At 70.5% G+C, this 18885-nt stretch carries 16 protein-coding genes, 6 tRNA genes, 1 pseudogene and 1 riboswitch; of the genes and pseudogenes, 9 read left to right on the forward strand and 14 right to left on the reverse strand.

Annotated elements, in window-relative coordinates:
* Nucleotides 1–113: 113 nt before the first annotated feature.
* From ACFY4A_RS30080 to ACFY4A_RS30120, 9 genes are all read right to left on the reverse strand, one after another.
* Nucleotides 114–1172 (reverse strand): M23 family metallopeptidase, encoded by a 1059-nt coding sequence (locus tag ACFY4A_RS30080; protein ID WP_390832493.1) that lies wholly within the window; start codon nt 1170–1172, stop codon nt 114–116.
* 11 nt (nt 1173–1183) lie between these two features.
* Nucleotides 1184–1340, reverse strand: a riboswitch (cyclic di-AMP (ydaO/yuaA leader).
* Between the two features lie 230 nt (nt 1341–1570).
* Nucleotides 1571–1644: transfer RNA gene (locus tag ACFY4A_RS30085), tRNA-Met, on the reverse strand.
* A 98-nt stretch (nt 1645–1742) separates the two neighbouring features.
* Nucleotides 1743–2873: a dihydrofolate reductase family protein gene (locus tag ACFY4A_RS30090; RefSeq protein WP_390832494.1), complete on the reverse strand. Its 1131-nt coding sequence runs from the start codon at nt 2871–2873 to the stop codon at nt 1743–1745.
* Between the two features lie 140 nt (nt 2874–3013).
* Nucleotides 3014–3086: transfer RNA gene (locus ACFY4A_RS30095), tRNA-Lys, on the reverse strand.
* 12 nt (nt 3087–3098) lie between these two features.
* Nucleotides 3099–3380 carry a hypothetical protein gene (locus ACFY4A_RS30100; protein ID WP_390832495.1) on the reverse strand — a complete coding sequence of 94 codons (282 nt, stop codon included), beginning with the start codon at nt 3378–3380 and terminating at the stop codon, nt 3099–3101.
* Complete coding sequence (locus tag ACFY4A_RS30105) at nt 3359–3805, reverse strand: hypothetical protein (RefSeq protein WP_390832496.1); 447 nt, start codon at nt 3803–3805, stop codon at nt 3359–3361. Before ACFY4A_RS30105 ends, ACFY4A_RS30100 begins: the two co-directional genes overlap by 22 nt.
* 235 nt (nt 3806–4040) lie before the next feature.
* Nucleotides 4041–6206: a DEAD/DEAH box helicase gene (locus ACFY4A_RS30110; RefSeq protein ID WP_390832497.1), complete on the reverse strand. Its 2166-nt coding sequence runs from the start codon at nt 6204–6206 to the stop codon at nt 4041–4043.
* 230 nt (nt 6207–6436) lie between these two features.
* Nucleotides 6437–6970 (reverse strand): hypothetical protein, encoded by a 534-nt coding sequence (locus ACFY4A_RS30115; protein WP_390832498.1) that lies wholly within the window; start codon nt 6968–6970, stop codon nt 6437–6439.
* Between the two features lie 83 nt (nt 6971–7053).
* The gene (locus tag ACFY4A_RS30120; protein ID WP_390832499.1) at nt 7054–7404 is read right to left on the reverse strand and encodes a metallopeptidase family protein; all 351 of its coding nucleotides are present in this window, start codon (nt 7402–7404) and stop codon (nt 7054–7056) included.
* A 79-nt stretch (nt 7405–7483) separates the two neighbouring features.
* On the opposite strand from ACFY4A_RS30120, the gene ACFY4A_RS30125 reads away from it, so the two are divergent.
* From ACFY4A_RS30125 to ACFY4A_RS30140, 4 genes are all read left to right on the forward strand, one after another.
* Nucleotides 7484–9085 (forward strand): metallophosphoesterase, encoded by a 1602-nt coding sequence (locus tag ACFY4A_RS30125; protein WP_390832500.1) that lies wholly within the window; start codon nt 7484–7486, stop codon nt 9083–9085.
* Nucleotides 9086–9165: 80 nt separating this feature from the next.
* Nucleotides 9166–9238, forward strand: a tRNA-Glu gene (locus tag ACFY4A_RS30130).
* A gap of 48 nt (nt 9239–9286) precedes the next feature.
* Nucleotides 9287–9361, forward strand: a tRNA-Asp gene (locus ACFY4A_RS30135).
* 24 nt (nt 9362–9385) lie between these two features.
* Nucleotides 9386–9459: transfer RNA gene (locus ACFY4A_RS30140), tRNA-Phe, on the forward strand.
* Between the two features lie 92 nt (nt 9460–9551).
* Here the strand turns inward: ACFY4A_RS30140 and xerC are convergent.
* The 3 genes from xerC to ACFY4A_RS30155 are packed head-to-tail and all read right to left on the reverse strand — an operon-like array spanning nt 9552 to nt 10418.
* Nucleotides 9552–9902, reverse strand: a complete 351-nt coding sequence (xerC, locus tag ACFY4A_RS30145) for a tyrosine recombinase XerC (RefSeq protein WP_390832501.1) — start codon at nt 9900–9902, stop codon at nt 9552–9554.
* Complete coding sequence (locus ACFY4A_RS30150) at nt 9899–10123, reverse strand: hypothetical protein (RefSeq protein WP_390832502.1); 225 nt, start codon at nt 10121–10123, stop codon at nt 9899–9901. The genes xerC and ACFY4A_RS30150 overlap by 4 nt, the downstream gene beginning before the upstream one ends.
* A 55-nt stretch (nt 10124–10178) precedes the next feature.
* Nucleotides 10179–10418, reverse strand: a complete 240-nt coding sequence (locus tag ACFY4A_RS30155; protein WP_390832503.1) for a hypothetical protein — start codon at nt 10416–10418, stop codon at nt 10179–10181.
* A gap of 26 nt (nt 10419–10444) precedes the next feature.
* On the opposite strand from ACFY4A_RS30155, the pseudogene ACFY4A_RS30160 reads away from it, so the two are divergent.
* The 5 genes and pseudogenes from ACFY4A_RS30160 to ACFY4A_RS30180 form a co-directional block, all read left to right on the forward strand.
* A pseudogene (locus ACFY4A_RS30160) lies at nt 10445–10699 on the forward strand (YdcF family protein); the annotation flags it as partial.
* A gap of 183 nt (nt 10700–10882) precedes the next feature.
* Nucleotides 10883–11677, forward strand: a complete 795-nt coding sequence (locus tag ACFY4A_RS30165) for a DUF4389 domain-containing protein (RefSeq protein WP_390832504.1) — start codon at nt 10883–10885, stop codon at nt 11675–11677.
* Nucleotides 11678–11979: 302 nt separating this feature from the next.
* Nucleotides 11980–15957 carry an ATP-dependent RNA helicase HrpA gene (gene hrpA / locus ACFY4A_RS30170; RefSeq protein WP_390832505.1) on the forward strand — a complete coding sequence of 1326 codons (3978 nt, stop codon included), beginning with the start codon at nt 11980–11982 and terminating at the stop codon, nt 15955–15957.
* 93 nt (nt 15958–16050) lie between these two features.
* Nucleotides 16051–16125: transfer RNA gene (locus tag ACFY4A_RS30175), tRNA-Asp, on the forward strand.
* A 198-nt stretch (nt 16126–16323) separates the two neighbouring features.
* Nucleotides 16324–16518 (forward strand): DUF6274 family protein, encoded by a 195-nt coding sequence (locus tag ACFY4A_RS30180; protein ID WP_390832506.1) that lies wholly within the window; start codon nt 16324–16326, stop codon nt 16516–16518.
* Nucleotides 16519–16990: 472 nt separating this feature from the next.
* Here the strand turns inward: ACFY4A_RS30180 and bldC are convergent, their stop codons facing one another.
* Nucleotides 16991–17197: a developmental transcriptional regulator BldC gene (gene bldC / locus ACFY4A_RS30185; RefSeq protein WP_003949541.1), complete on the reverse strand. Its 207-nt coding sequence runs from the start codon at nt 17195–17197 to the stop codon at nt 16991–16993.
* A 543-nt stretch (nt 17198–17740) separates the two neighbouring features.
* A complete protein-coding gene (locus ACFY4A_RS30190) occupies nt 17741–18610 on the reverse strand; it encodes a hypothetical protein (RefSeq protein ID WP_390832507.1) in 870 nt (289 codons plus the stop codon).
* Between the last annotated feature and the right edge of the window lie 275 nt (nt 18611–18885).

Genomic DNA, 18885 nt, shown 5'->3' on the forward strand with positions numbered 1-18885 from the left:
CCGCGCCGGAGCGGCCCATTCCGGGCCGGGCCGCATCCGGCCGCAAAGGTTGCGCAAACAGGCCTCACTGGCTCGTCAGACCGGTCCGTGTAGTGAGGGTCGAGGCGTGCCCGTCAGGGGGTGAGGCCCTTGCCGCGCAGCCACGCCGTCGGGTCGGTCCCGGTGGACTGGCCTCCTGGGTGGACCTCCAGGTGGAGATGCGGCCCGGTGACGTTGCCGGTGGCGCCCACCCGGCCGATCACGTCGCCCGTGCTGACCTTCTGGCCGACGCTGACGCTGATCGACGACTGGTGGCAGTACCAGAGCTCGGTGCCGTCGTCGAGGGTGAGGATCGTGCGGTAACCGTAGGAGCCGGCCCAGCCGGCCTCGGTGATGGTGCCGGTGTGGATCGCCTTGAGCAGGGTGCCCGTGGGGGCGGCGAAGTCGAGGCCGGTGTGGTAGCCGGAGGACCACATGGAGCCGGCCTGGCCGAAGGCGGAGGTGAGCGTGTACGAGGAGGTGGGCAGCGCGTACTGCCTCGCCAGCTCGGCCAGCCGCGCCTCCTCGGCCTTCCGCTTGGCCTCCTCGGCCTTCCTCTTGGCCTCCTCCTCCGCCTTCTTCTTCTCGGCGGCGGCCTTGGCCTCGGCCGCCTCCCGCGCCTTCGCCGCTTCCTCGGCGGCCTTCTTGGCGGCGGCGGCCTCGGCGTCCGCCTGTGCCTTGGCCTCGATCTGGACCTGCTGCTGCTCGGCCTGCGCCATGATCCGGTTGCGCAGCACCTCGCCGGCGTCCGCGGTGCCGCCCTCGGCCTCGGCGGCGGCCACGCCGACGCTGCTGAGCGCGGCCGACGAGCCCTCGGGGGCCGCGTCGGAGGAGTCCTGGAACAGGGAGCCCACGGAGGGCAGATCGGGCAGCGAGATGGACACCGGCGGCTTGCCGCTGTTGGCGCTGGCCATGCCGCCCGCGCCGACGGCGGCGATGACGCCGACGCCGAGAACGGTGGAGCTGCGGGCGAGCCCGCCGCCGCGCTGCTTGGCGACGCGGTGCCGACCGCGCACGGGACGGATGGACTCCGCGGTGGGGTTCCACTCCTCCCAGGGGCCCTCGTCGGCGCGGCGGCTGTCGTAGCCGAAGGTCTCTCCGTGTTGCCGGCTCGGCGCGAACGGAGCTTCCGGGGCAGGCGGGTTGGACGCCACGAAGGCGCACTCCTTTCCTTCCGTCTCGCCTACCGGGTTAGCTGACGGGTTCGGAGCGGGAAGGTCTCCTACGCGCGTAAACAAACCGTGCTCGCACGGCGGTTACGCTCGATTCACCCCAAGTTGGTGGTTCCCCGGTTCCCTTGCGGGATTCGGCGTGCGGGCACGGAGCCGCCTCTTGTGACGGCTGGGACGACCGTGCTGCGTTACCGAACGTTAATAGACGCGGGCCATGGATTCCAAGCCGTTCGGCTTGATCGCTCAACCTTCCGGCCCGACCTTACGGTCCATGACCACCGAAAACCGGGCGAGTTGACCCCACTTCCGGGAGAGCCTTTGCGCCCGCCAAACACTCAGGGCCGGAATCCACTGATCGGATTCCGGCCCTGAGCCTTCAGTAGCGGGGACAGGATTTGAACCTGCGACCTCTGGGTTATGAGCCCAGCGAGCTACCGAGCTGCTCCACCCCGCGTCGTTGTGACACCAGTATATGTCATCCGGAGGGCTGCTCGCGCCCACCTCACCGTCCGCCGTTCGTCACACGGTTCCCGGCCGGCGTCGAGGCCCCGCTCAGCCGAGCAGATGCCGGTTCGGTTCCCTGGCCCGCTGCTCGAACTCCGGCACCACGACGACGTCCGCGCCCCCGGCCGCCAGCACCCCGGTCCCGTCGGCGCCCTCGACGAACGTGTCCGGTTCCCGCCAGGCCGTCACCACCCGCCGCACCCCGGCGTCCAGAATCAGCCGGGCGCACGGACGCGGCCGGGAGGCGCGGCGGGCGCACGGCTCCAGACTGCTGTACACCGTGGCGTCCGGCAGCCGCGGATCCGCCGGGTCGACCTTGGCCAGCGCCGCCTCCTCCGCGTGCACGACCGGGTCGCCTCCCTCCCGCGAGTACCCGCGGGCGAGTTCGGTCCCGTCGGCGGCGACCACCACGGCGCCCACGCTGAACGCGGTCCGGGACGGCGGGCACTGCGCCGCCAGCTCGCAGGCGAGCCGGAGCCAGTGCCGGTCCGCGGGAGCGGCGCGGCCGGCGGTGCCGGGAGCGGTGGGTTCGTAGCGCACCAGGACGACGTCCTCGATGGTCCGCGTCTCCACCAGCCGCAGCCGCCCGCCCTGGTAGGTCCCGGGACCGAACAGCCGGGGCGCGTCGGAGTCCCCCACGAACAGGGGGGCGAGCACGAGCTGCACCTCGTCCGCGAGCTGCTGCTGGAGCAGCTGTGTGTGGACGGTCCCGCCACCCTCGACCATGAGCCGACGCACCCCGCGCACGTCGTGCAGGTGCTCGAGCAGCCGGGGCCAGCCGAGTTCGGCGCCCAGCGGCACGACGTCGGCGGCCAGGCCCGTACGCCGCAGCCGCAGCGCGCCCTCGTCGGTCGTGTAGAGGACCTTCTCGCCGCCGGTGTGCCAGAAGGGCGCCCGGGGGTCCAGCTCACCGGAGGCGCTGACCGCGACCTTCAGCGGGTACTCCGGCTTCCCGGCGGCGCGGCGGGCGGCCCGCCGCTCGGGCGAGTTCACCAGCAGCCGCGGGTTGTCGGCCCGCAGGGTGCCGGCGCCGATCAGGATCGCGTCGGCCGACGCGCGTACCTCGTCGACCCGGTCGAAGTCGGCGGGGCTGGAGAGCAGCAGGCGCTCGGGACCGGTGTCGTCCAGGTAGCCGTCGAGCGAGACGGCGGCGGACAGCAGGACGTACGGGTGGGGCATCGACGCCCTCTCTCTCGGCGACGGACTCGCCCCCAGTGTGACCGACCCCGCCGGGGAGGACGCCGCAGCGCCCGGATCGGCCGAAGCCGACCCGGGCGCTGCGGGGCAGGTCGGAGGGGACTCGCCTCCTCCTGCGGCCGTAGGCCCTGTGGGACTCGAACCCACAACCAATGGATTAAAAGTCCACTGCTCTGCCAATTGAGCTAAGGGCCCAGGCGATGTTGCCTACCCGAGCATAGCGGGAGGAGAGCCCGACGCCGATCGGGTATCCGGGGTACCCGGCCGGAAGTTCGGCCTGATCGGCGGTGACCGGGTGAAGGTTGCGGTCAGAAGATCCCCTTGTAGCCCTTCCAGCCGCCGGAGATCTTCGTGCGGCCACTGAAGGAGCCCCTCGCCGTTGCCGTCGTTGCGGTACGGGTTGCCCGCGGTGTCCCGCTCGACCAGGTCGTTCTTGCCGTCGCCGGTGATGTCGCCGACGCCGACGATCACGTCGTACTGGTCGCCCACTTCGTGAAGACCTTGACCCGCTTCTTCAGCGGCCCGCTGCCCCGGCCGTCGTAGCGGTACAGCGTGCCCTTCCCGTCCAGCGCCAGCACGTCGCCGATCCCGTCGCCGTCGAGATCACCGGCGCCCACGATCTTCTTGCAGCCCTTCCAGCCGGTCGCGATCTTCCTTCCGGCCGCGAGCGTCCCGTTGCTCTTGGCCGCGAAGAGGTACATGTCCCCAATCGACTTCCTCCGCGCCAGCAGGTCGGTGCGGACGTCGTCGGTCAGGTCGCCGGGTGCGGTGAGGACGTCGCAGTCGTTCCAGCCCTTGCCGAGGGAGGAGTGGCTGCTGCCGGGCTGGTACGACGTGCCGCAGTGGCCCTTGTACGTGCGCGGCTCACCGCTCGGCATCCGCATCGGCATCTCGGCGCACCGGTCGTTCCCCATGTCGCCGAGGGTGGCGGAGGTCCCCTTGGGCCGGCCGGAGGCCGACCGCTTGCAGTCGAACCTGCCCTCGCCGTTGGTGAGGTGCAGCGCGGTGGTTGTCCACGAACCGGCCGCCGGTCACCGCCGGTTCGCCCACCCCGTGGTAGCTGTTGCTGGTCAACAGGGGTGGTTGAAAAACCGCAGGGCCCGTACGACAGGAGTCGTACGGGCCCTTGCGAGGTGGGTTCACCCGGCGTCAGCCGTTTCGCTTCCAGCGCGGCTTGTCGTCCCGGCGGCCGAAGGAGCCGCCGCCGCGGTGGTCGTCACGGCGGCCGTAGGGGCGCTCGTGGCCGCCGGAGCGGAAGCCGGGGCGGTCGCCCTGGCGGTCACGGTTGAACGGGCGGTCGCTGCCGCGGTGCCCGCCGCGCTCGTCGCGCCGGGCCGGGCGGTCGTCCCGGCGGAAGCCGCCGCGGTCGTCGCGGCGGTCGAAGGAACCACGGTCGTCACGACGGTCGAAGGAACGGGGCGCGCGGTCCCGGTCGCGGTGGAAACCGCCACGGTCGTCACGCCGCTCGAAGGAACGGCCGCCACGGTCGCCCCGGTCACCGCGGTCGTCACGGCGGAAGCCGCGGTCCTGGTCACGGCGCTCGAAGCCGCGGTCACGGTCCCGGTCGCGGTCGAAGGCACGGCCACCGCGGTCGCCCCGGTCGTCACGGCGGAAGCCGCCACGGTCGCCGCGGTCCCGGTCACGGTCCCGGTTGAAGCCGCCGCGGTCGTCGCGGCGGTCGAAGGAGCCACGCTCGTCACGACGGTCGAAGGAACGGGGCGCACGGTCCCGGTCGCGGTGGAAACCGCCACGGTCCTCGCGCCGCTCACGCCGGTCGTACGACGACGGGGCCGCCGCACGCTCCTCGCGCTCCTCCTGGTCGATGCGGTCGACGTCCCGGGCCGCCGGCTGCTCCGGCAACGACACCTCGGCCACCGCCTGCTCCTCGGCCACCGCGGCCGAGCCCTCGGACGACACGGTCTCGCCGCGCTCGCGGGCGAGCCGGGCGATCAGCCGGTCGGCCTCCTCGCGCAGCTCGGCCGCACGCCGCTGCGCGCGCTCCAGCTGCTTGGTGAGGTGGGTGACCTCGCGCTCGGCCAGCTGGGCGGCGGTGCCCGCGGACTCGGCCTGCACCTCGGTCATCGACCGGGCGCCGGTGATCTCGGCGACCTCCGGGTCGAAGGCCGCGCCGCCCTGGATGATGTGGCGCGAGGCGTCCACGCCCGCGTCCTCCATGAGGCGGAAGATCTGACGCCGCTGGTGCGGCAGGGACAGCGAGACCACCGTGCCCGTGCGTCCCGCGCGGGCCGTACGGCCGGCCCGGTGCAGGTAGTCCTTGTGGTCGCCGGCCGGGTCGACGTTCAGCACCAGGTCGATGCCGTCGACGTGGATGCCGCGGGCGGCGACGTCGGTGGCGACCAGGACGTTGACGTACCCGTCCTTGAAGTCGGCCAGGGTTCGGGTGCGGGCGCCCTGGGTCATGCCGCCGTGCAGCGCCTCGGCCTTCGCGCCGGCCTCGCGCAGCTGCTCGGCCACGCGGTCGGCACCCAGCTGGGTGCGCACGAAGATGATGGTGCGGCCCTTGCGGGAGGCGATGGCCGCGGTGACCGGCGCCTTGTCCTTGGGCTTCACGATCAGGATGTGGTGCGACATGGTCGTCACCGCGCCCTGCGCAGCGTCGACCTCGTGGCTGACCGGGTCGGTCAGGTAGCGGTCGACGAGGGTCTTGATCTCGTTCTCCATCGTCGCGGAGAACAGCATCCGCTGACCGCCCGCCGGAACCTGGTCGAGCAGCTCGGTGACCTCGGGCAGGAAGCCCAGGTCGGACATCTGGTCGGCCTCGTCCAGGACCGCGATCTGCACATCCTCCAGAGAGCAGGCGCCGCGGTTGATGATGTCGCGCAGCCGGCCCGGGGTGGCGACCAGGATGTCGACGCCCTTCTCCAGGGCGTAGATCTGGTTGCCCATGGAGGTGCCGCCGCAGACGACCTTCATCCTCAGGCCGAGGACGTCGCCGTAGGGCTGGAGGGCGTCGGCCACCTGCATGGCCAGCTCACGGGTCGGGGTGAGGATGACGGCCCGCGGCCGCTTCCGCTCGGTGCGGCCGCCGGCCAGCGTGGCCAGGGCCGGCAGACCGAAGGACAGGGTCTTGCCGGAGCCGGTGCGGCCCCGGCCCAGGATGTCCTTCCCGGCCAGGGCGTCCGGGATGGTCGCGGCCTGGATCGGGAAAGGCGTGGTCACACCGTTCTGCGCGAGCTTGCGGACGACGCCCTCGGGCAGGCCGAGGTCCGCGAAGGTGATCTCCGGGGCCTCGTGGTTCTCGGGAGCGTCGTCGGCGTTCTCGGGCACGACGACGTGATCAGTGGCAATGGACATGCGAATGCGAAACCTTCCGGAGTCTCGTCGGCACGCGCCCGTCAACTCCGTGATTCGCGCCACGACCGCCTCGATGCGGTCCGCCACGGCAAAGGAGAGTACGCGCCACACGGCGCGCTCTGCGTGGGCGCCGGGCAAATGGGATCAAACGATCTACCACCATACGCACCCTGCACCCCCGAAGGCAAACCGGCAGCGTGGCGAAGGCCAACCGGCGGCGCGACCGCGGGTCAGCCCCTCGTCCGGTGCGGCCGCCGGCCCGGCTTGTACAGGTGCTCCCGCTGTTCCAGCTGCGACCCCGTGCCGTCGTGCGCCGAGGGTGACGGCTCGGCCGCCGGCGGATCCGACGGAGTCGTCGGAGCGGGCGGCGAGGCCGGCGGCTGCTCGGGCTCGGCGGACGTCTGCGGGGGCACCGGCACCGCCTCGGTCGGCGTCGGCTCGCCCGCCTTCGGCGGCATCCCGCCACCGCCCGGCGCCGCCGACGCGTCGGCCTCGGCCGACGGCGAGGCCGACGCGGACGGCGACTCGCCGGGCTTCCCCTTCCCCCCGTGGCCGCGCTTGCCGTCCCCGCCGCCACCGGCGTGACCCGCGTCACCGCCGGACACCGCGTCCTCACCGCCCGGAGCCCGGCCGCCGCGCTGTCCGGCGGAGTGCGACGGCCTGGCCGCGCCGTCGGCGTCCTCCCCCACGCTCACGCAGCCCGCGGCGGCGGTGACGGCGGCGACCGCGGCGGCGAGACGGACGGATACGTACAAGGGGCGCACGGGCAGCCACCTCCGGGAGGAAGAAGTCGCCGTGCCCAACTCCGTTCACCCGCGCAAGGACACGCGACCGCTCCCGGCGAGCGTCAGCCGTACCCCAGCGCGTGCAGACGCTCGTCGTCGATCCCGAAGTGGTGGGCGATCTCGTGAACCACCGTCACCTCCGTTTCCGCGATCACGTCCTCCTGTGTCTCGCACATGCGCAGCGTCGGCCCGCGGTAGACCGTGATCCGGTCGGGCAGCACCCCCGCGTACCACTCGCCGCGCTCCGTCAGCGGGGTCCCCTCGTACAGCCCGAGCAGCTCGGGATCGTCGGCGGGCGGCTCGTCCTCGACGAACACCGCGACGTTGTCCATCAGCCGCGTCAGCTCCGGCGGAATCCGGTCGAGGGCCTCGGCGACCAGTTCCTCGAACTCCTCGCGCGTCATCTCCAGCACACGGTCATTGTCCGGTACGACCCGCGCGACCATGCCGCGCGCGGGCATATCGGGTGTCGGGCATGGGCATACGCGCCCAATGCCCCGCGTCCCCGTCGCAGACCCGAACCGCCCGCACCCCCGCCGCGGCATACGCAGGGCGGTGCACGCCGTCGCCCTCCGCGGCCGGTCGCCCCGTCCGCGCCCGGACCTGTCGTTGGCGCACGAGCCGCGCCCCTGGGCGCGCGCCGCCGGCCTGGTGGCCGTCGTCCTGGTCGGCGCCTGGCTGGGGCTGCTGGTCGTCGGCAACGTACGGGCGCCGGTCGGTCCCATGAACACCACGATGACCCTGCGCCCGTCCCTGAGTGGCGGTGCGAAGATCAACGTCTCTCCGCTGGGCTCCCTGGAACTGGACAGCCATATAGGCCCGGTCCGCCTCGACGTGAACGTCGACCAGCTCGACCCGGTCCGCTCCCAGGCCCTGGTCGACCACCCGGAACGCATCTCCGGCCTCCAGGACGAGGTGGCGCACGACGTCGAGCACGGCACCCTCGACCTGGCCGTGCGGTCCTGCGTGGCCGTCGTCTCCGGCGCCACCGCGCTCGGCCTGGCGGTCTACCGCCGCCCCCGCCGCGCCCTGGCGGCCGGCGGCCTGGCCCTGACCCTGCTCGCCGCGTCCGGGGCGACGGCGTACGCCACCTGGAACCCCCAGTCGGTGCTGGAGCCGAAGTTCTCCGGACTGCTGTCCTCGGCGCCCTCCGTGGTCGGCAACGCGCGCAGCATCGTCACCGAGTTCGACGTCTACCAGAAGGAGCTGGCGCGCCTGGTGACGAACGTGACCAAGCTCTACGACGTCACCTCCACGCTCCCCGCCTACCAGCCGGACCCGACGACGATCCGGGTCCTGCACGTCTCCGACATCCATCTCAACCCGGCGAGCTGGAAGATCATCGCCTCGCTGGTGGAGCAGTACGAGGTGGACGTGATCGTCGACTCCGGCGACACGATGGACCATGGCACCGCGGCGGAGAACGGCTTCCTGGACCCGATCGAGGACCTGGGTGTCGCCTATGTCTGGGTGCGCGGCAACCACGACTCGAAGGCCACCCAGCGCTACCTGGAGCGGATGGAGAACGTGCACGTCCTGGACGACGGCCGCGCCGAGACCGTCGCCGGTCTGCGCTTCGCCGGGATCGGCGACCCCCAGTTCACCCCCGACCGCTCCGGCGCACCGGGCGGCAACGCGTCGGAGGAGCTGGCCGGCGCCCGACTGGCCTCGGCCCTGCGCGACCAGCGGGCCAAGGGCACCCCGGTCGACATCGCCATCGCCCACGAACCGTCCGCGGCACGCGAGACGGACGGCACCGTGCCGTTGGTGCTGTGCGGCCACCTCCACCACCAGGGGACGGAGGTCCTCAAGTACGGCACGCGGCTGCGCATGGAGGGATCCACGGGCGGCAGCGGGCTGCGCGCGGTCGAGGGGAAGCACCCGGCCCCGATCGAGGCGTCGATCCTCTACCTCGACCGGGACAGCCGCCGCCTCCAGGCCTGGGACGCGATCAGGCTCGGCGGCCTGGGGCAGACGACGGCCGAGGTCAGCCGCCACCTGCCCGAGGAGAACAAGCCGGGCGCCGCCCCTTCCCCGTCCGCGCCCTCCCCCTCCACGCCCTCCTCGTCCGCGGCCTCCCCCTCCGACTCGTAAACGGTTTTGGCGATACCCCCGGCCATCCCCTATGCTTTTCACGTCCCCGACGCGCTGAGAAGCGCCCAGGCGGGCCGATAGCCCTCATCGTCTAGCGGCCTAGGACGCCGCCCTTTCAAGGCGGTAGCACGGGTTCGAATCCCGTTGGGGGCACGCAGTACGGTGTGCGACACTTACGTTCGTCGGTTCGCACGCAACCATGGTCCTGTGGAGCAGTTTGGAGTGCTCGCCACCCTGTCAAGGTGGAGGCCGCGGGTTCAAATCCCGTCAGGACCGCTGAGGTTTCACGTGAAACCTCGTGGCTGGGTAGCTCAGTTGGTACGAGCGTCCGCCTGAAAAGCGGAAGGTCGCCGGTTCGACCCCGGCCCCAGCCACAACCGCCCTCACCAGGGCATACGGCCCCACCGAAGATCATTCGGCGGGGCCGTTTTCATGCCGTCTACGCCAACCGGTACGCCAACGACCCTCAGGAGAGCGTGTCACCCAGCTCCCGGAGCGCCTTCCGCTGTTCATCGAGCGAGGCGGGGGCGTAGACCTTCATGGTCACCCCGATGTCGCTGTGACCGACGATCTGCCGGACGACGTGGGACGGGACCCCGAGATCGAGCAGCAGCGACACAGCGGAGTGCCGCAGATCGTGAAACCGGATCTCCAGCCCCAGCCTCGCGCGAAGCGGGTGCCAACTCCGCCGAAGGTTGTCCGGCTCCAACGGGGTGCCGAGCCGGGACGTGAAGATCAGCCCATTTTCCTTCCACTCCGTCCCGGCGGCGGCCCGCTCCTGCGCCTGGCGCTCACGGTGCTCGGTGAGCGCCTTCACGACGGCCGGCGGAAGCGGGACGGTGCGGACCGAAGCGAGGTCTTGGGCCGGACCAACCGGAGTTCCCCGGAGACGCGTTGGAGAGCCCGCTTCACAATCAGCGTCTCCCGGTCGAAGTCCACCGCATCCCAGCGCAGACCCAGCAACTCACCCCGGCGCATCCCCAGGACCAGGGCGAGCACGTAGAGCGCGTGCAACCGGTCCTCGGCGGACTCTCGCACGGGATGGGGTCGTCCGGGTGCGCGGCCGGGCAACGGCCGCTCGCAGGCTGCGTGTTCACCACCACCGCGACGCACCCGTCTTGGCGGCCTTCGCGGCGGCGTACTCACGCACGATGCGCTGACGCTCAATGTGCAGCGCTGTGATCTCGGCCGTCAGCCGGGTGACCGCGTGCTCCGAGACAGACTCCAGCCGGTTCTCCTGCCGGGTGGTGCTCTTGCCGCGCAGGACCCGGTACGAGGCCCCGGCGAGCGCCCCGAGCACGGCGCGCCGCTCGGCACTGTTCAGAGGCCACATCTGCGCGACCAGCACGCCCCGTGGCGGAGGTCGAATTCGTCAGCGCGTCCACGCTCATGACGCTCCCCGAATACGTCGACTCAATCCGCGACGCACGCCTGGTCATCAACGTGCTCGTCGGGTCGCTACAACGCCTGCTGATCTATCCCGCTCACGGCTTCATGATCTCGCAAGCCGTTCCCAACGACGTGATTCATGCCTACGAGCGGCTTGCATCACACGGCTTCACAAGCCGACTCATCCCAGAGAGCACCCAGGGGCACGCCGCATCGAGCCGGTGACACGGCCAGCACCGCGTCTTGCGCGCAGGCCCGAAGCCTGCCCGATCCGCCGGGGCGGTTCGCACCCCCAACTGCGAACAAGCCGGTCACCCGGTTGGTCCTCACCCCGCGTGCACCGGGCCGACCAGTGTGATCCTGGAGCTCTGAGCCGAGCGACAGTCGCGGACCTGACAGGAGCTGGCTATGGCAGACCATACGTGGGCGCCGCCCCCCGCTCCCCCGCCGGAGGTACTCCCGGAATTGGATCTCCCCGAGCCCGGCCGGCAGCGCCGCTGGACCGTGCTGCTGCGCTGGCTCCTGCTGATCCCCCAAGCCATCGCCCTGCTCTTCCTGTGGATCGCCGCGTTCGTCGTCATGGTCGTCGGCTGGTTCGCCGCTCTGATCACCGGACGGCTGCCCGAACCGATCGCCTCGTTCCTGACCGGCTACCTCGTCTACTCGACCCGCGTCACCGCCTACGCGATGCTGTTGGTCGACACCTACCCGCCGTTCGCCTTCCGGGCGCCCGACTACCCCGTCCAGGTCGAGGTCCACCCCGGCAAGCTCAACCGCCTCGCCGTCTTGTTCCGCGTCATTCTCCTCATCCCCGCCGCCATCGTGGTGGAGCTGCTCATCTACGGCTGGTACGTGATCTGCCTCATCTTCTGGCTCCTGGTGCTGATCCGCGGCCGGATGCCGCGCCCGCTGTTCGAGGCGACCGCCGCCACCGCCCGCTACGACATGCGTCTGTACGCCTACATGATGATGCTCACCGCGGCCTACCCCAAGCGGCTGTTCGGCGACGAGCCCACCCCCACCGAGCAACCCCGCTCGGCCACCCGCCCGCTGCTGCTCAGCAACGCGGGCAAAGCCCTGGTCGTCCTGTTCCTCGTCCTTGGGGCCGTGCTCTTGATCTTTAACTCCAACACCAGCAACAACACCAGCACCACCTCACAGCCTTCAGCCGCCTCCCAGCCAGCCCCAGTGAAGGAGTGGTGACACGACTTGGCGTACGCCAACCCGTACGCCAACAGAAGCGCACAACCACGGCTGGCGCAGATCACCCGCTGACCTCGTGATCAGGCGCTGGTGAGCACAGACACGGCCTGAAAAGCGGAAGGTCGCCCGCCCCCGGCCCCGGCCACAAGAGAAAGATCCCGCCCGATGGGCGGGATCTTCTTTTGTTCGCGGGCACCGTGACACCACCCGAGGACGTACGCGCGCACCGGAGCGCCACCGCCGGCGGCCCGCGGCAAAAGCGTTCGCCAGGAATTTCTCGGGGATGAGATCCTGGATCCCGTATGTCTACGCATCCTGCCCCCGCCCTCGGCGCCCTCGCCTCCCGCCTGAACGAGTTGTCGCTGCGTGACGCGCACCGGCTCGGCCGCAGGCTCGAAGGCGCGCGCAAGATTCGCAATCCGGAGGCGCGCGCCGCCGTTCTCGCCGAGATCGACGGCGAGGTCGGGAAGGCGGAGGAGCGCATGTCCGCCCGGCGTTTCCGGGTGCCGGCGGTCAGCTATCCCGAGCAGCTGCCGGTCAGCCAGAAGAAGGACGAGATCGCCGACGCGATCCGCGCTCACCAGGTCGTCATCGTCGCCGGTGAGACCGGGTCCGGGAAGACCACGCAGATCCCGAAGATCTGCATGGAGCTCGGCCGGGGGGTGCGCGGCATGATCGGGCACACCCAGCCCCGCCGGATCGCCGCCCGTACCGTCGCGGAACGCGTGGCAGAGGAGCTGGACACCCCGCTCGGTGAGGCCGTCGGCTGGAAGGTGCGGTTCACCGACCAGGTGGATCCCGACGCCACGTTCGTCAAGCTGATGACGGACGGCATCCTGCTCGCCGAGATCCAGACCGACCGCGAGCTGCGGGCCTACGACACCATCATCATCGACGAGGCCCACGAGCGGTCCCTCAACATCGACTTCCTGCTGGGCTATCTCGCGCAGCTGCTGCCGCGGCGGCCGGACCTCAAGGTCGTCATCACCTCGGCCACCATCGATCCCGAACGCTTCTCTCGGCACTTCGGGGACGCCCCGATCGTCGAGGTCAGCGGGCGGACGTATCCCGTGGAGGTGCGTTACCGGCCGCTGCTGGAGGAAGACTCCGACGACGCCGACCGGGACCAGATCACCGCGATCACGGACGCGGTGGAGGAGCTCATGGCCGAAGGGCCCGGGGACATCCTCATCTTCCTCTCGGGGGAGCGGGAGATCCGCGACACGGCCGACGCGCTCAACAAGAAGAACTACCGGTTCACCGAGGTGCTGCCGCTGTACGCGCGGCTGTCGCACGCCGAGCAGCACCGGGTCTTCCAGCCGCACACCGGCCGCAGGATCGTCCTGGCGACCAACGTCGCCGAGACCTCCCTGACCGTCCCCGGCATCAAGTACGTCATCGACCCCGGCTTCGCCCGGATCTCCCGGTACAGCCACCGCACCAAGGTGCAGCGGCTGCCGATCGAGCCGGTCTCGCAGGCCAGCGCCAACCAGCGCAAGGGCCGCTGCGGGCGTACGTCCGACGGCATCTGCATCCGGCTGTACGGCGAGGACGACTTCCTCACCCGCCCGGAGTTCACGGACGCGGAGATCCTGCGCACCAACCTCGCCTCCGTCATCCTCCAGATGACCGCGGCCGGCCTCGGCGACATCGAGAAGTTCCCGTTCATCGACCCGCCGGACCACCGCAACATCCGTGACGGCGTGCAGCTGCTCCAGGAGCTGGGCGCGCTGGACCCGGCGCAGAAGGACCCCCGCAAACGGCTCACGCAGACCGGCCGCAAGCTCGCCCAGCTGCCGGTCGACCCTCGCCTGGCCCGCATGGTGCTGGAGGCCGACCGCAACGGCTGCGTCCGCGAGGTCATGGTGATCGCCGCCGCGCTGTCCATCCAGGACCCGCGCGAGCGTCCCGCCGACAAGCAGACCCAGGCCGACCAGCAGCACGCACGCTTCCGGGACGAGACCAGCGACTTCCTCGCCTTCCTCAACCTGTGGCGTTACATCCGCGAGCAGCAGAAGGAGCGGGGCTCCTCGTCGTTCCGGCGCATGTGCAAGCAGGAGTTCCTCAACTTCCTGCGCATTCGTGAATGGCAGGACATCTACAGCCAGCTGCGCACGGTCGCCAAGCAGATGGGCATCGACCTCAACGACCAGGACGCGCCCGCAGACCGGATCCACGTCTCGCTGCTGGCCGGTCTGCTCTCGCACATCGGCGTGAAGGACGTGAAGGAGTCCAAGGACTCCGGGCCCGGTGCGCGCAAGGACGGCGGCCGTGGCGAGTACCTGGGCGCCCGCAACGCCAAGTTCGCGATCTTCCCCGGCTCGGCACTGTTCAAGAAGCCGCCGCGCTTCGTGATGTCCGCCGAGCTCGTCGAGACATCCCGTCTGTGGGCCCGCGTCAACGCGAAGATCGAGCCGGAGTGGGTCGAGCCGCTCGCCGGGCACCTGCTGAAGCGGACGTACAGCGAACCGCACTGGGAGAAGGACCAGGCGGCGGTGATGGCGTACGAGAAGGTCACGCTGTACGGCGTTCCGATCGTCGCCCAGCGCAAGGTGAACTACGGGCGGATCGACGCGGAGCTCAGCCGGGAGCTCTTCATCCGCAACGCGCTCGTCGAGGGCGACTGGCGTACGCACCACAAGTTCTTCGCCGACAACCGCAAGCTCCTCAGCGAGGTGGAGGAGCTGGAGCACCGGGCGCGGCGCCGGGACATCGTCGTGGACGACGAGACGCTGTTCGACTTCTACGACCAGCGGGTGCCCGAACACGTCGTCTCCGGGGCGCACTTCGACTCCTGGTGGAAGCGCAAGCGGCACGAGCAGCCGGACTTCCTGGACTTCGAGCGGGAGATGCTCATCCGGGAGTCGGCGGAGGCGGTCACCAAGGCCGACTATCCGGACTCCTGGCGGCAGGGGAACCTCAAGTTCCGGGTGACGTACCAGTTCGAGCCGGGCGCGGACGCGGACGGCGTGACCGTCCACATCCCGTTGCAGGTGCTGAACCAGGTCACGGACGAGGGCTTCGACTGGCAGATCCCTGGGCTGCGCGAGGAGGTCGTCACCGAGCTGATCCGCTCCCTGCCCAAGCCCGTCCGCCGCAACTACGTGCCGGCGCCGAACTACGCGAAGGCGTTCCTGGAGAGGGCGGTGCCGTTGCAGGAGCCGCTGACCAGCACCATGGCGCGCGAGCTGAAGCGCATGGTCGGTGTGCCCTTCGAGGCCGAGGACTTCGACTGGTCCAGGGTCCCCGACCACCTGAAGATCACCTTCCGGATCGTCGACGAGCGGCGCCGCAAGCTGGCCGAGGACAAGGACCTCCAGGCGCTGAAGCTGAAGTTGAAGCCCAGGGCGCGCAAGGCCCTGTCCCAGGCCGCCGCGGCGACGGCGGAGCGGCAGGGCGGGGAGTCCCTGGAGCGCAAGGGCCTGACCGACTGGACCATCGGCACGCTCAGCCGGGTCTTCGAGACCCGTCGGGCCGGCCAGCCGGTGAAGGCCTACCCGGCGCTCGTCGACGACGGCGACACCGTGTCCGTACGGCTCTTCGACACCGAGGCCGAGCAGGCCGAGGCCATGTGGCGGGGCACGCGGCGGCTGATCCTGCGCAACATCCCGGTCAATCCGGCGAAGTTCGCGTCCGAAAAGCTGAGCAACCAGCAGAAGCTCGCCCTCTCGGCGAACCCGCACGGCTCGATCCAGGCGCTGTTCGACGACTGCGCGACGGCGGCGGCGGACCGGCTGATCACGGACTTCGGCGGGCCGGTCTGGGACGAGGAGTCGTACCGGAAGCTGTACGACAAGGTGCGTGCCGAGATCGTGGACATGACCGTGCGGACGGTGGACCAGGTGCAGCAGGTGCTGGCCGCCTGGCAGGCCTGTGAGCGCCGTCTGAAGGCCGTACGCAGCCCCGCGCTGCTGCCGAACCTGGCGGACCTGCGGACGCAGCTGGACGGCCTGGTGAAGCCCGGATTCGTCACGGCGTCCGGGATACGGCGCCTGCCGGACCTGATGCGCTACCTGGTGGCCGCCGACCGCCGGCTCCAGCAGATGCCGACGAACGTCCAGCGGGACACCACGCGCATGGAGAAGGTCCACGAGATGCAGGACGAGTACGCGTGGCTGCTCGAGCAGATGCCGCGGGGCCGACCGGTGCCGTCCTCGGTCCTGGACATCCGCTGGATGATCGAGGAGCTCCGGGTGAGCTACTTCGCGCACGCGCTGGGCACGGCGTACCCGGTCTCCGACAAGCGGATCGTGAAGGCGATCGACGCGGCCGCCCCGTGACAGCGCGCGCACGCTAAGTGAGTTCGACCGTGGGCCCCTGCTCCTGTACAGTCTCTTCTCGCAGCGCAACGCACGAATGGCGCCGCGAAACCAGGTCCTGTGGAGCAGTTTGGAGTGCTCGCCACCCTGTCAAGGTGGAGGCCGCGGGTTCAAATCCCGTCAGGACCGCATTGTCAAGAGGGCCCACATCCCCGAGGGGGTTGCGGGCCCTCTTCCCGTATGTGCGCGCACCCCGTCCGCACGATCCCGGAGGGGCAGAGGGGTCCCGTGGCGGCCCGTGGCGCGCCGCCGTGTCTTGACGGCGTCACATTCCCTCGGTACCCAGGGAGCAAGCTCCGCTCTCCTGCGGTCCACTGGAGGTGGCGTATGGCGGCATCGGCCAGGCACGAGACGCGGGCGCTACTCCGTGCACATCTCGCGGCCGCCTCGTCGTACCGCCATCTCACCCGCCGCTGCGCCGTCTGCCACCATCTGCTGCGACTGGCGATGGACGGCGCCCCACGGACGGTCTCCGGCGCCCCGGAGGAGGCGGTGGAGGAGGACAGCCCCTCGCCGGCGTGAGCCGCGCCGGGGCGCACCTCGAATCCCGAACTCCCTTGCGGGCGTGGGGCGATGGAACCGGAACCTCCACTAGCGCAGAGACACGGCCGGCAACAAGCGCCTCGGCATGTGACGGGTGTCACCGAATGAATTTCTGAAAGTGCGGTACTTACACCCGCCCTACACAGGGTCAATTTAATATGTGCAATTGCACTGCCCTGCGTGTTGCTCCACAGATGATCCGCCGAGCCTCCCCAGACTCCGACAAGCCCGCTCACAGAGCCACCCGCGGACTCCGGAAGACACACAAAAGATCGCGCTGGACCCGGTGGAGTCCAGCGCGATCGACGACGCACCCTTGTTCACTTGCCTGCGGAGCTCTGACGGCTTGGGCGTGGGGCCTGTTGGGGCAGGATCCGCGTCGCTTGGAGCTGCGGTTCCGGGCGCCTCGGCCAGTTGGGGGACCAGCCGGTTCGTCCGGTTATTCGGTTGTTCAGGCCTCGCTGCGCTGCTGCGGAATACCCGCGAGCAGCGCGCGGACCTCGGCCTCGCGGTAGCGGCGGTGTCCGCCGAGCGTGCGGATCGACGTGAGCTTGCCGGCCTTCGCCCAGCGCGTGACCGTCTTGGGGTCGACGCGGAACATGGTGGCGACCTCAGCCGGGGTCAGCAGCGGCTCGGCATCAGGGGTGCGAGCGGTCATGAGCGGCCTCCTCGGGAGAACCGAACCTTCTCGGTTCTTTCCTCTAAATTCTGCACCTTGACCCGCGTTGCCCGAAATGGCGGACGCGAGTCGAGTCGGTTATAGGACGAACGGCTTGTCCTCGGCACTACAACTACACCATCTGTCCAGCCGCGTCGGCCAAACCGATGGAATTGCCCTCCCAGGTGTTCATCAGCGACGGAAGCCGATGGACCATGCCATAGCGGACAGTCACGCCACTGTGACGATCAGTCACAGCGCGATCAAGAGTCGCCAGACCCCCCAAAGAGTGCAATGCGGAGATTCCGCCCCACAGTGGAGCACAGTTGGACGGATGGAGCCCTCCCCGGACTCCTTGTCCTATTTTGGCACGAGCAGAGGCAAGCGGCGCAAGGGTCGGGTAAGTGCCGTCCGTCACCCTTGATGCAAACGCCCGGATCAGAACCTACGTCCCGTCAGCTCCCGGAAACGCCCTCGGCGGTACGCCGTTCACGTCCCGTTCAACCGTGATCTGCGTCACTCCGACAAGGGCCTGGCAGGGCGTCAGTTGGCGGAGCGCCGGTCGCGCACCGTCCGCCAGCGCTCCACGAGCCGCCCGTACGCCTCCCCCGCGGCCGCCCCGTCGCCCTGGCGCAGCGCCTCGATCCCCTCGGCCACGTCGGCGGCCGAGTGGTCGCCCTCCAGCTCACCGGCCGGCAGCGCGTGCACCAGCCCGCCGTAGTCCAGCTCCACCAGCGAGCGCGGATGGAACTCCTCCAGCCAGCGTCCGACGTCCACCAGGCCGTCGATCAGCGGCCCCTCGTCGATGGCGTCCTTGAGCGCCCGCAGCCCGCGTGCCACCCGCCGCCGCGCCTGCGCCATCGGCGTCCGGTAGCGCAGCACCGGCACGCCGTCCCCGAAGCCGCCGTGGTCGCCGGCGTCCCCGGAGCCCTTGACGTACTCGCGTTCCTCGTCCGAGACCAGCACGAACCAGTTCAGCGGCACCTGCCAGGTCGCGGTACGGATCCAGGGGCGGGCGTCGGGGTTGTCGGCCAGCCAGCGCTCGTAGTCCTGGGCGGCCTGGCGGCGCACCACCGGCGGCAGCACCGCGTCCAGTACGACGGCCGGGAACTCCTCGGCGAGGTCGCCCAGGGCCTGCCAGCCGCGCAGCCGGGTGCGCCAGGGGCAGACGCAGACCACCCCCTCGACGTCGAGCACGAACGCGTCCGGGCTCTCGTGCACCGGCACCGGAACCGGCGGGGTGGGGAGCAGGTCGGCCAGCGAGCGGCGCAGTTCGTCCTGGTAGGAAGGGCGGTCGGGGCGGCGGGCATAGCGCGCCCAGTGGCTGCGCTCCGGCTCCGGGAAGGCGGCCAGCGGCTCGTAGACGCGCAAGTAGGTCGCGTACGGGACGACCACGGAGGACACCTTGGGCACGCCTGCTCCCTCCCCACCGGACCGGACCCGAAACCCGCCCGGCCCGCACCCGGGTGGACGGAAAACCACTGCAAATCGTCCCACGCCCGGGTGGCGGCGTACTCCGGGGGAGGGTGATCCCCACCACCGCGGTCATGGAAAGGGGGGTCAGGGTCTAATCTCCTGCTGAGCGGCCCACCGGCCGCTGCCCACCACCCCTCCTCCCGCCCCCCGCCACCACAACGCGCGAGGGTCTTCGGAGGGCCAGTCCCCGCTCGCCGCTACTTACCCGGGAG

Source organism: Streptomyces sp. NPDC001292 (assembly GCF_042896465.1).
Classification (GTDB): domain Bacteria; phylum Actinomycetota; class Actinomycetes; order Streptomycetales; family Streptomycetaceae; genus Streptomyces.

What these genes read in the sequence shown, in the direction of transcription:
- ACFY4A_RS30090 (WP_390832494.1), bottom strand. Translation starts at nt 2,873, where the DNA reads ATGCCCCACCCGTACGTCCTGCTGTCCGCCGCCGTCTCGCTCGACGGC.
- ACFY4A_RS30105 (WP_390832496.1), bottom strand. Translation starts at nt 3,805, where the DNA reads ATGGGGAACGACCGGTGCGCCGAGATGCCGATGCGGATGCCGAGCGGT.
- ACFY4A_RS30110 (WP_390832497.1), bottom strand. Translation starts at nt 6,206, where the DNA reads ATGTCCATTGCCACTGATCACGTCGTCGTGCCCGAGAACGCCGACGAC.
- ACFY4A_RS30125 (WP_390832500.1), top strand. Translation starts at nt 7,484, where the DNA reads ATGCCCCGCGTCCCCGTCGCAGACCCGAACCGCCCGCACCCCCGCCGC.
- ACFY4A_RS30155 (WP_390832503.1), bottom strand. Translation starts at nt 10,418, where the DNA reads ATGTGGCCTCTGAACAGTGCCGAGCGGCGCGCCGTGCTCGGGGCGCTC.
- ACFY4A_RS30165 (WP_390832504.1), top strand. Translation starts at nt 10,883, where the DNA reads ATGGCAGACCATACGTGGGCGCCGCCCCCCGCTCCCCCGCCGGAGGTA.
- hrpA (WP_390832505.1), top strand. Translation starts at nt 11,980, where the DNA reads ATGTCTACGCATCCTGCCCCCGCCCTCGGCGCCCTCGCCTCCCGCCTG.
- ACFY4A_RS30180 (WP_390832506.1), top strand. Translation starts at nt 16,324, where the DNA reads ATGGCGGCATCGGCCAGGCACGAGACGCGGGCGCTACTCCGTGCACAT.
- bldC (WP_003949541.1), bottom strand. Translation starts at nt 17,197, where the DNA reads ATGACCGCTCGCACCCCTGATGCCGAGCCGCTGCTGACCCCGGCTGAG.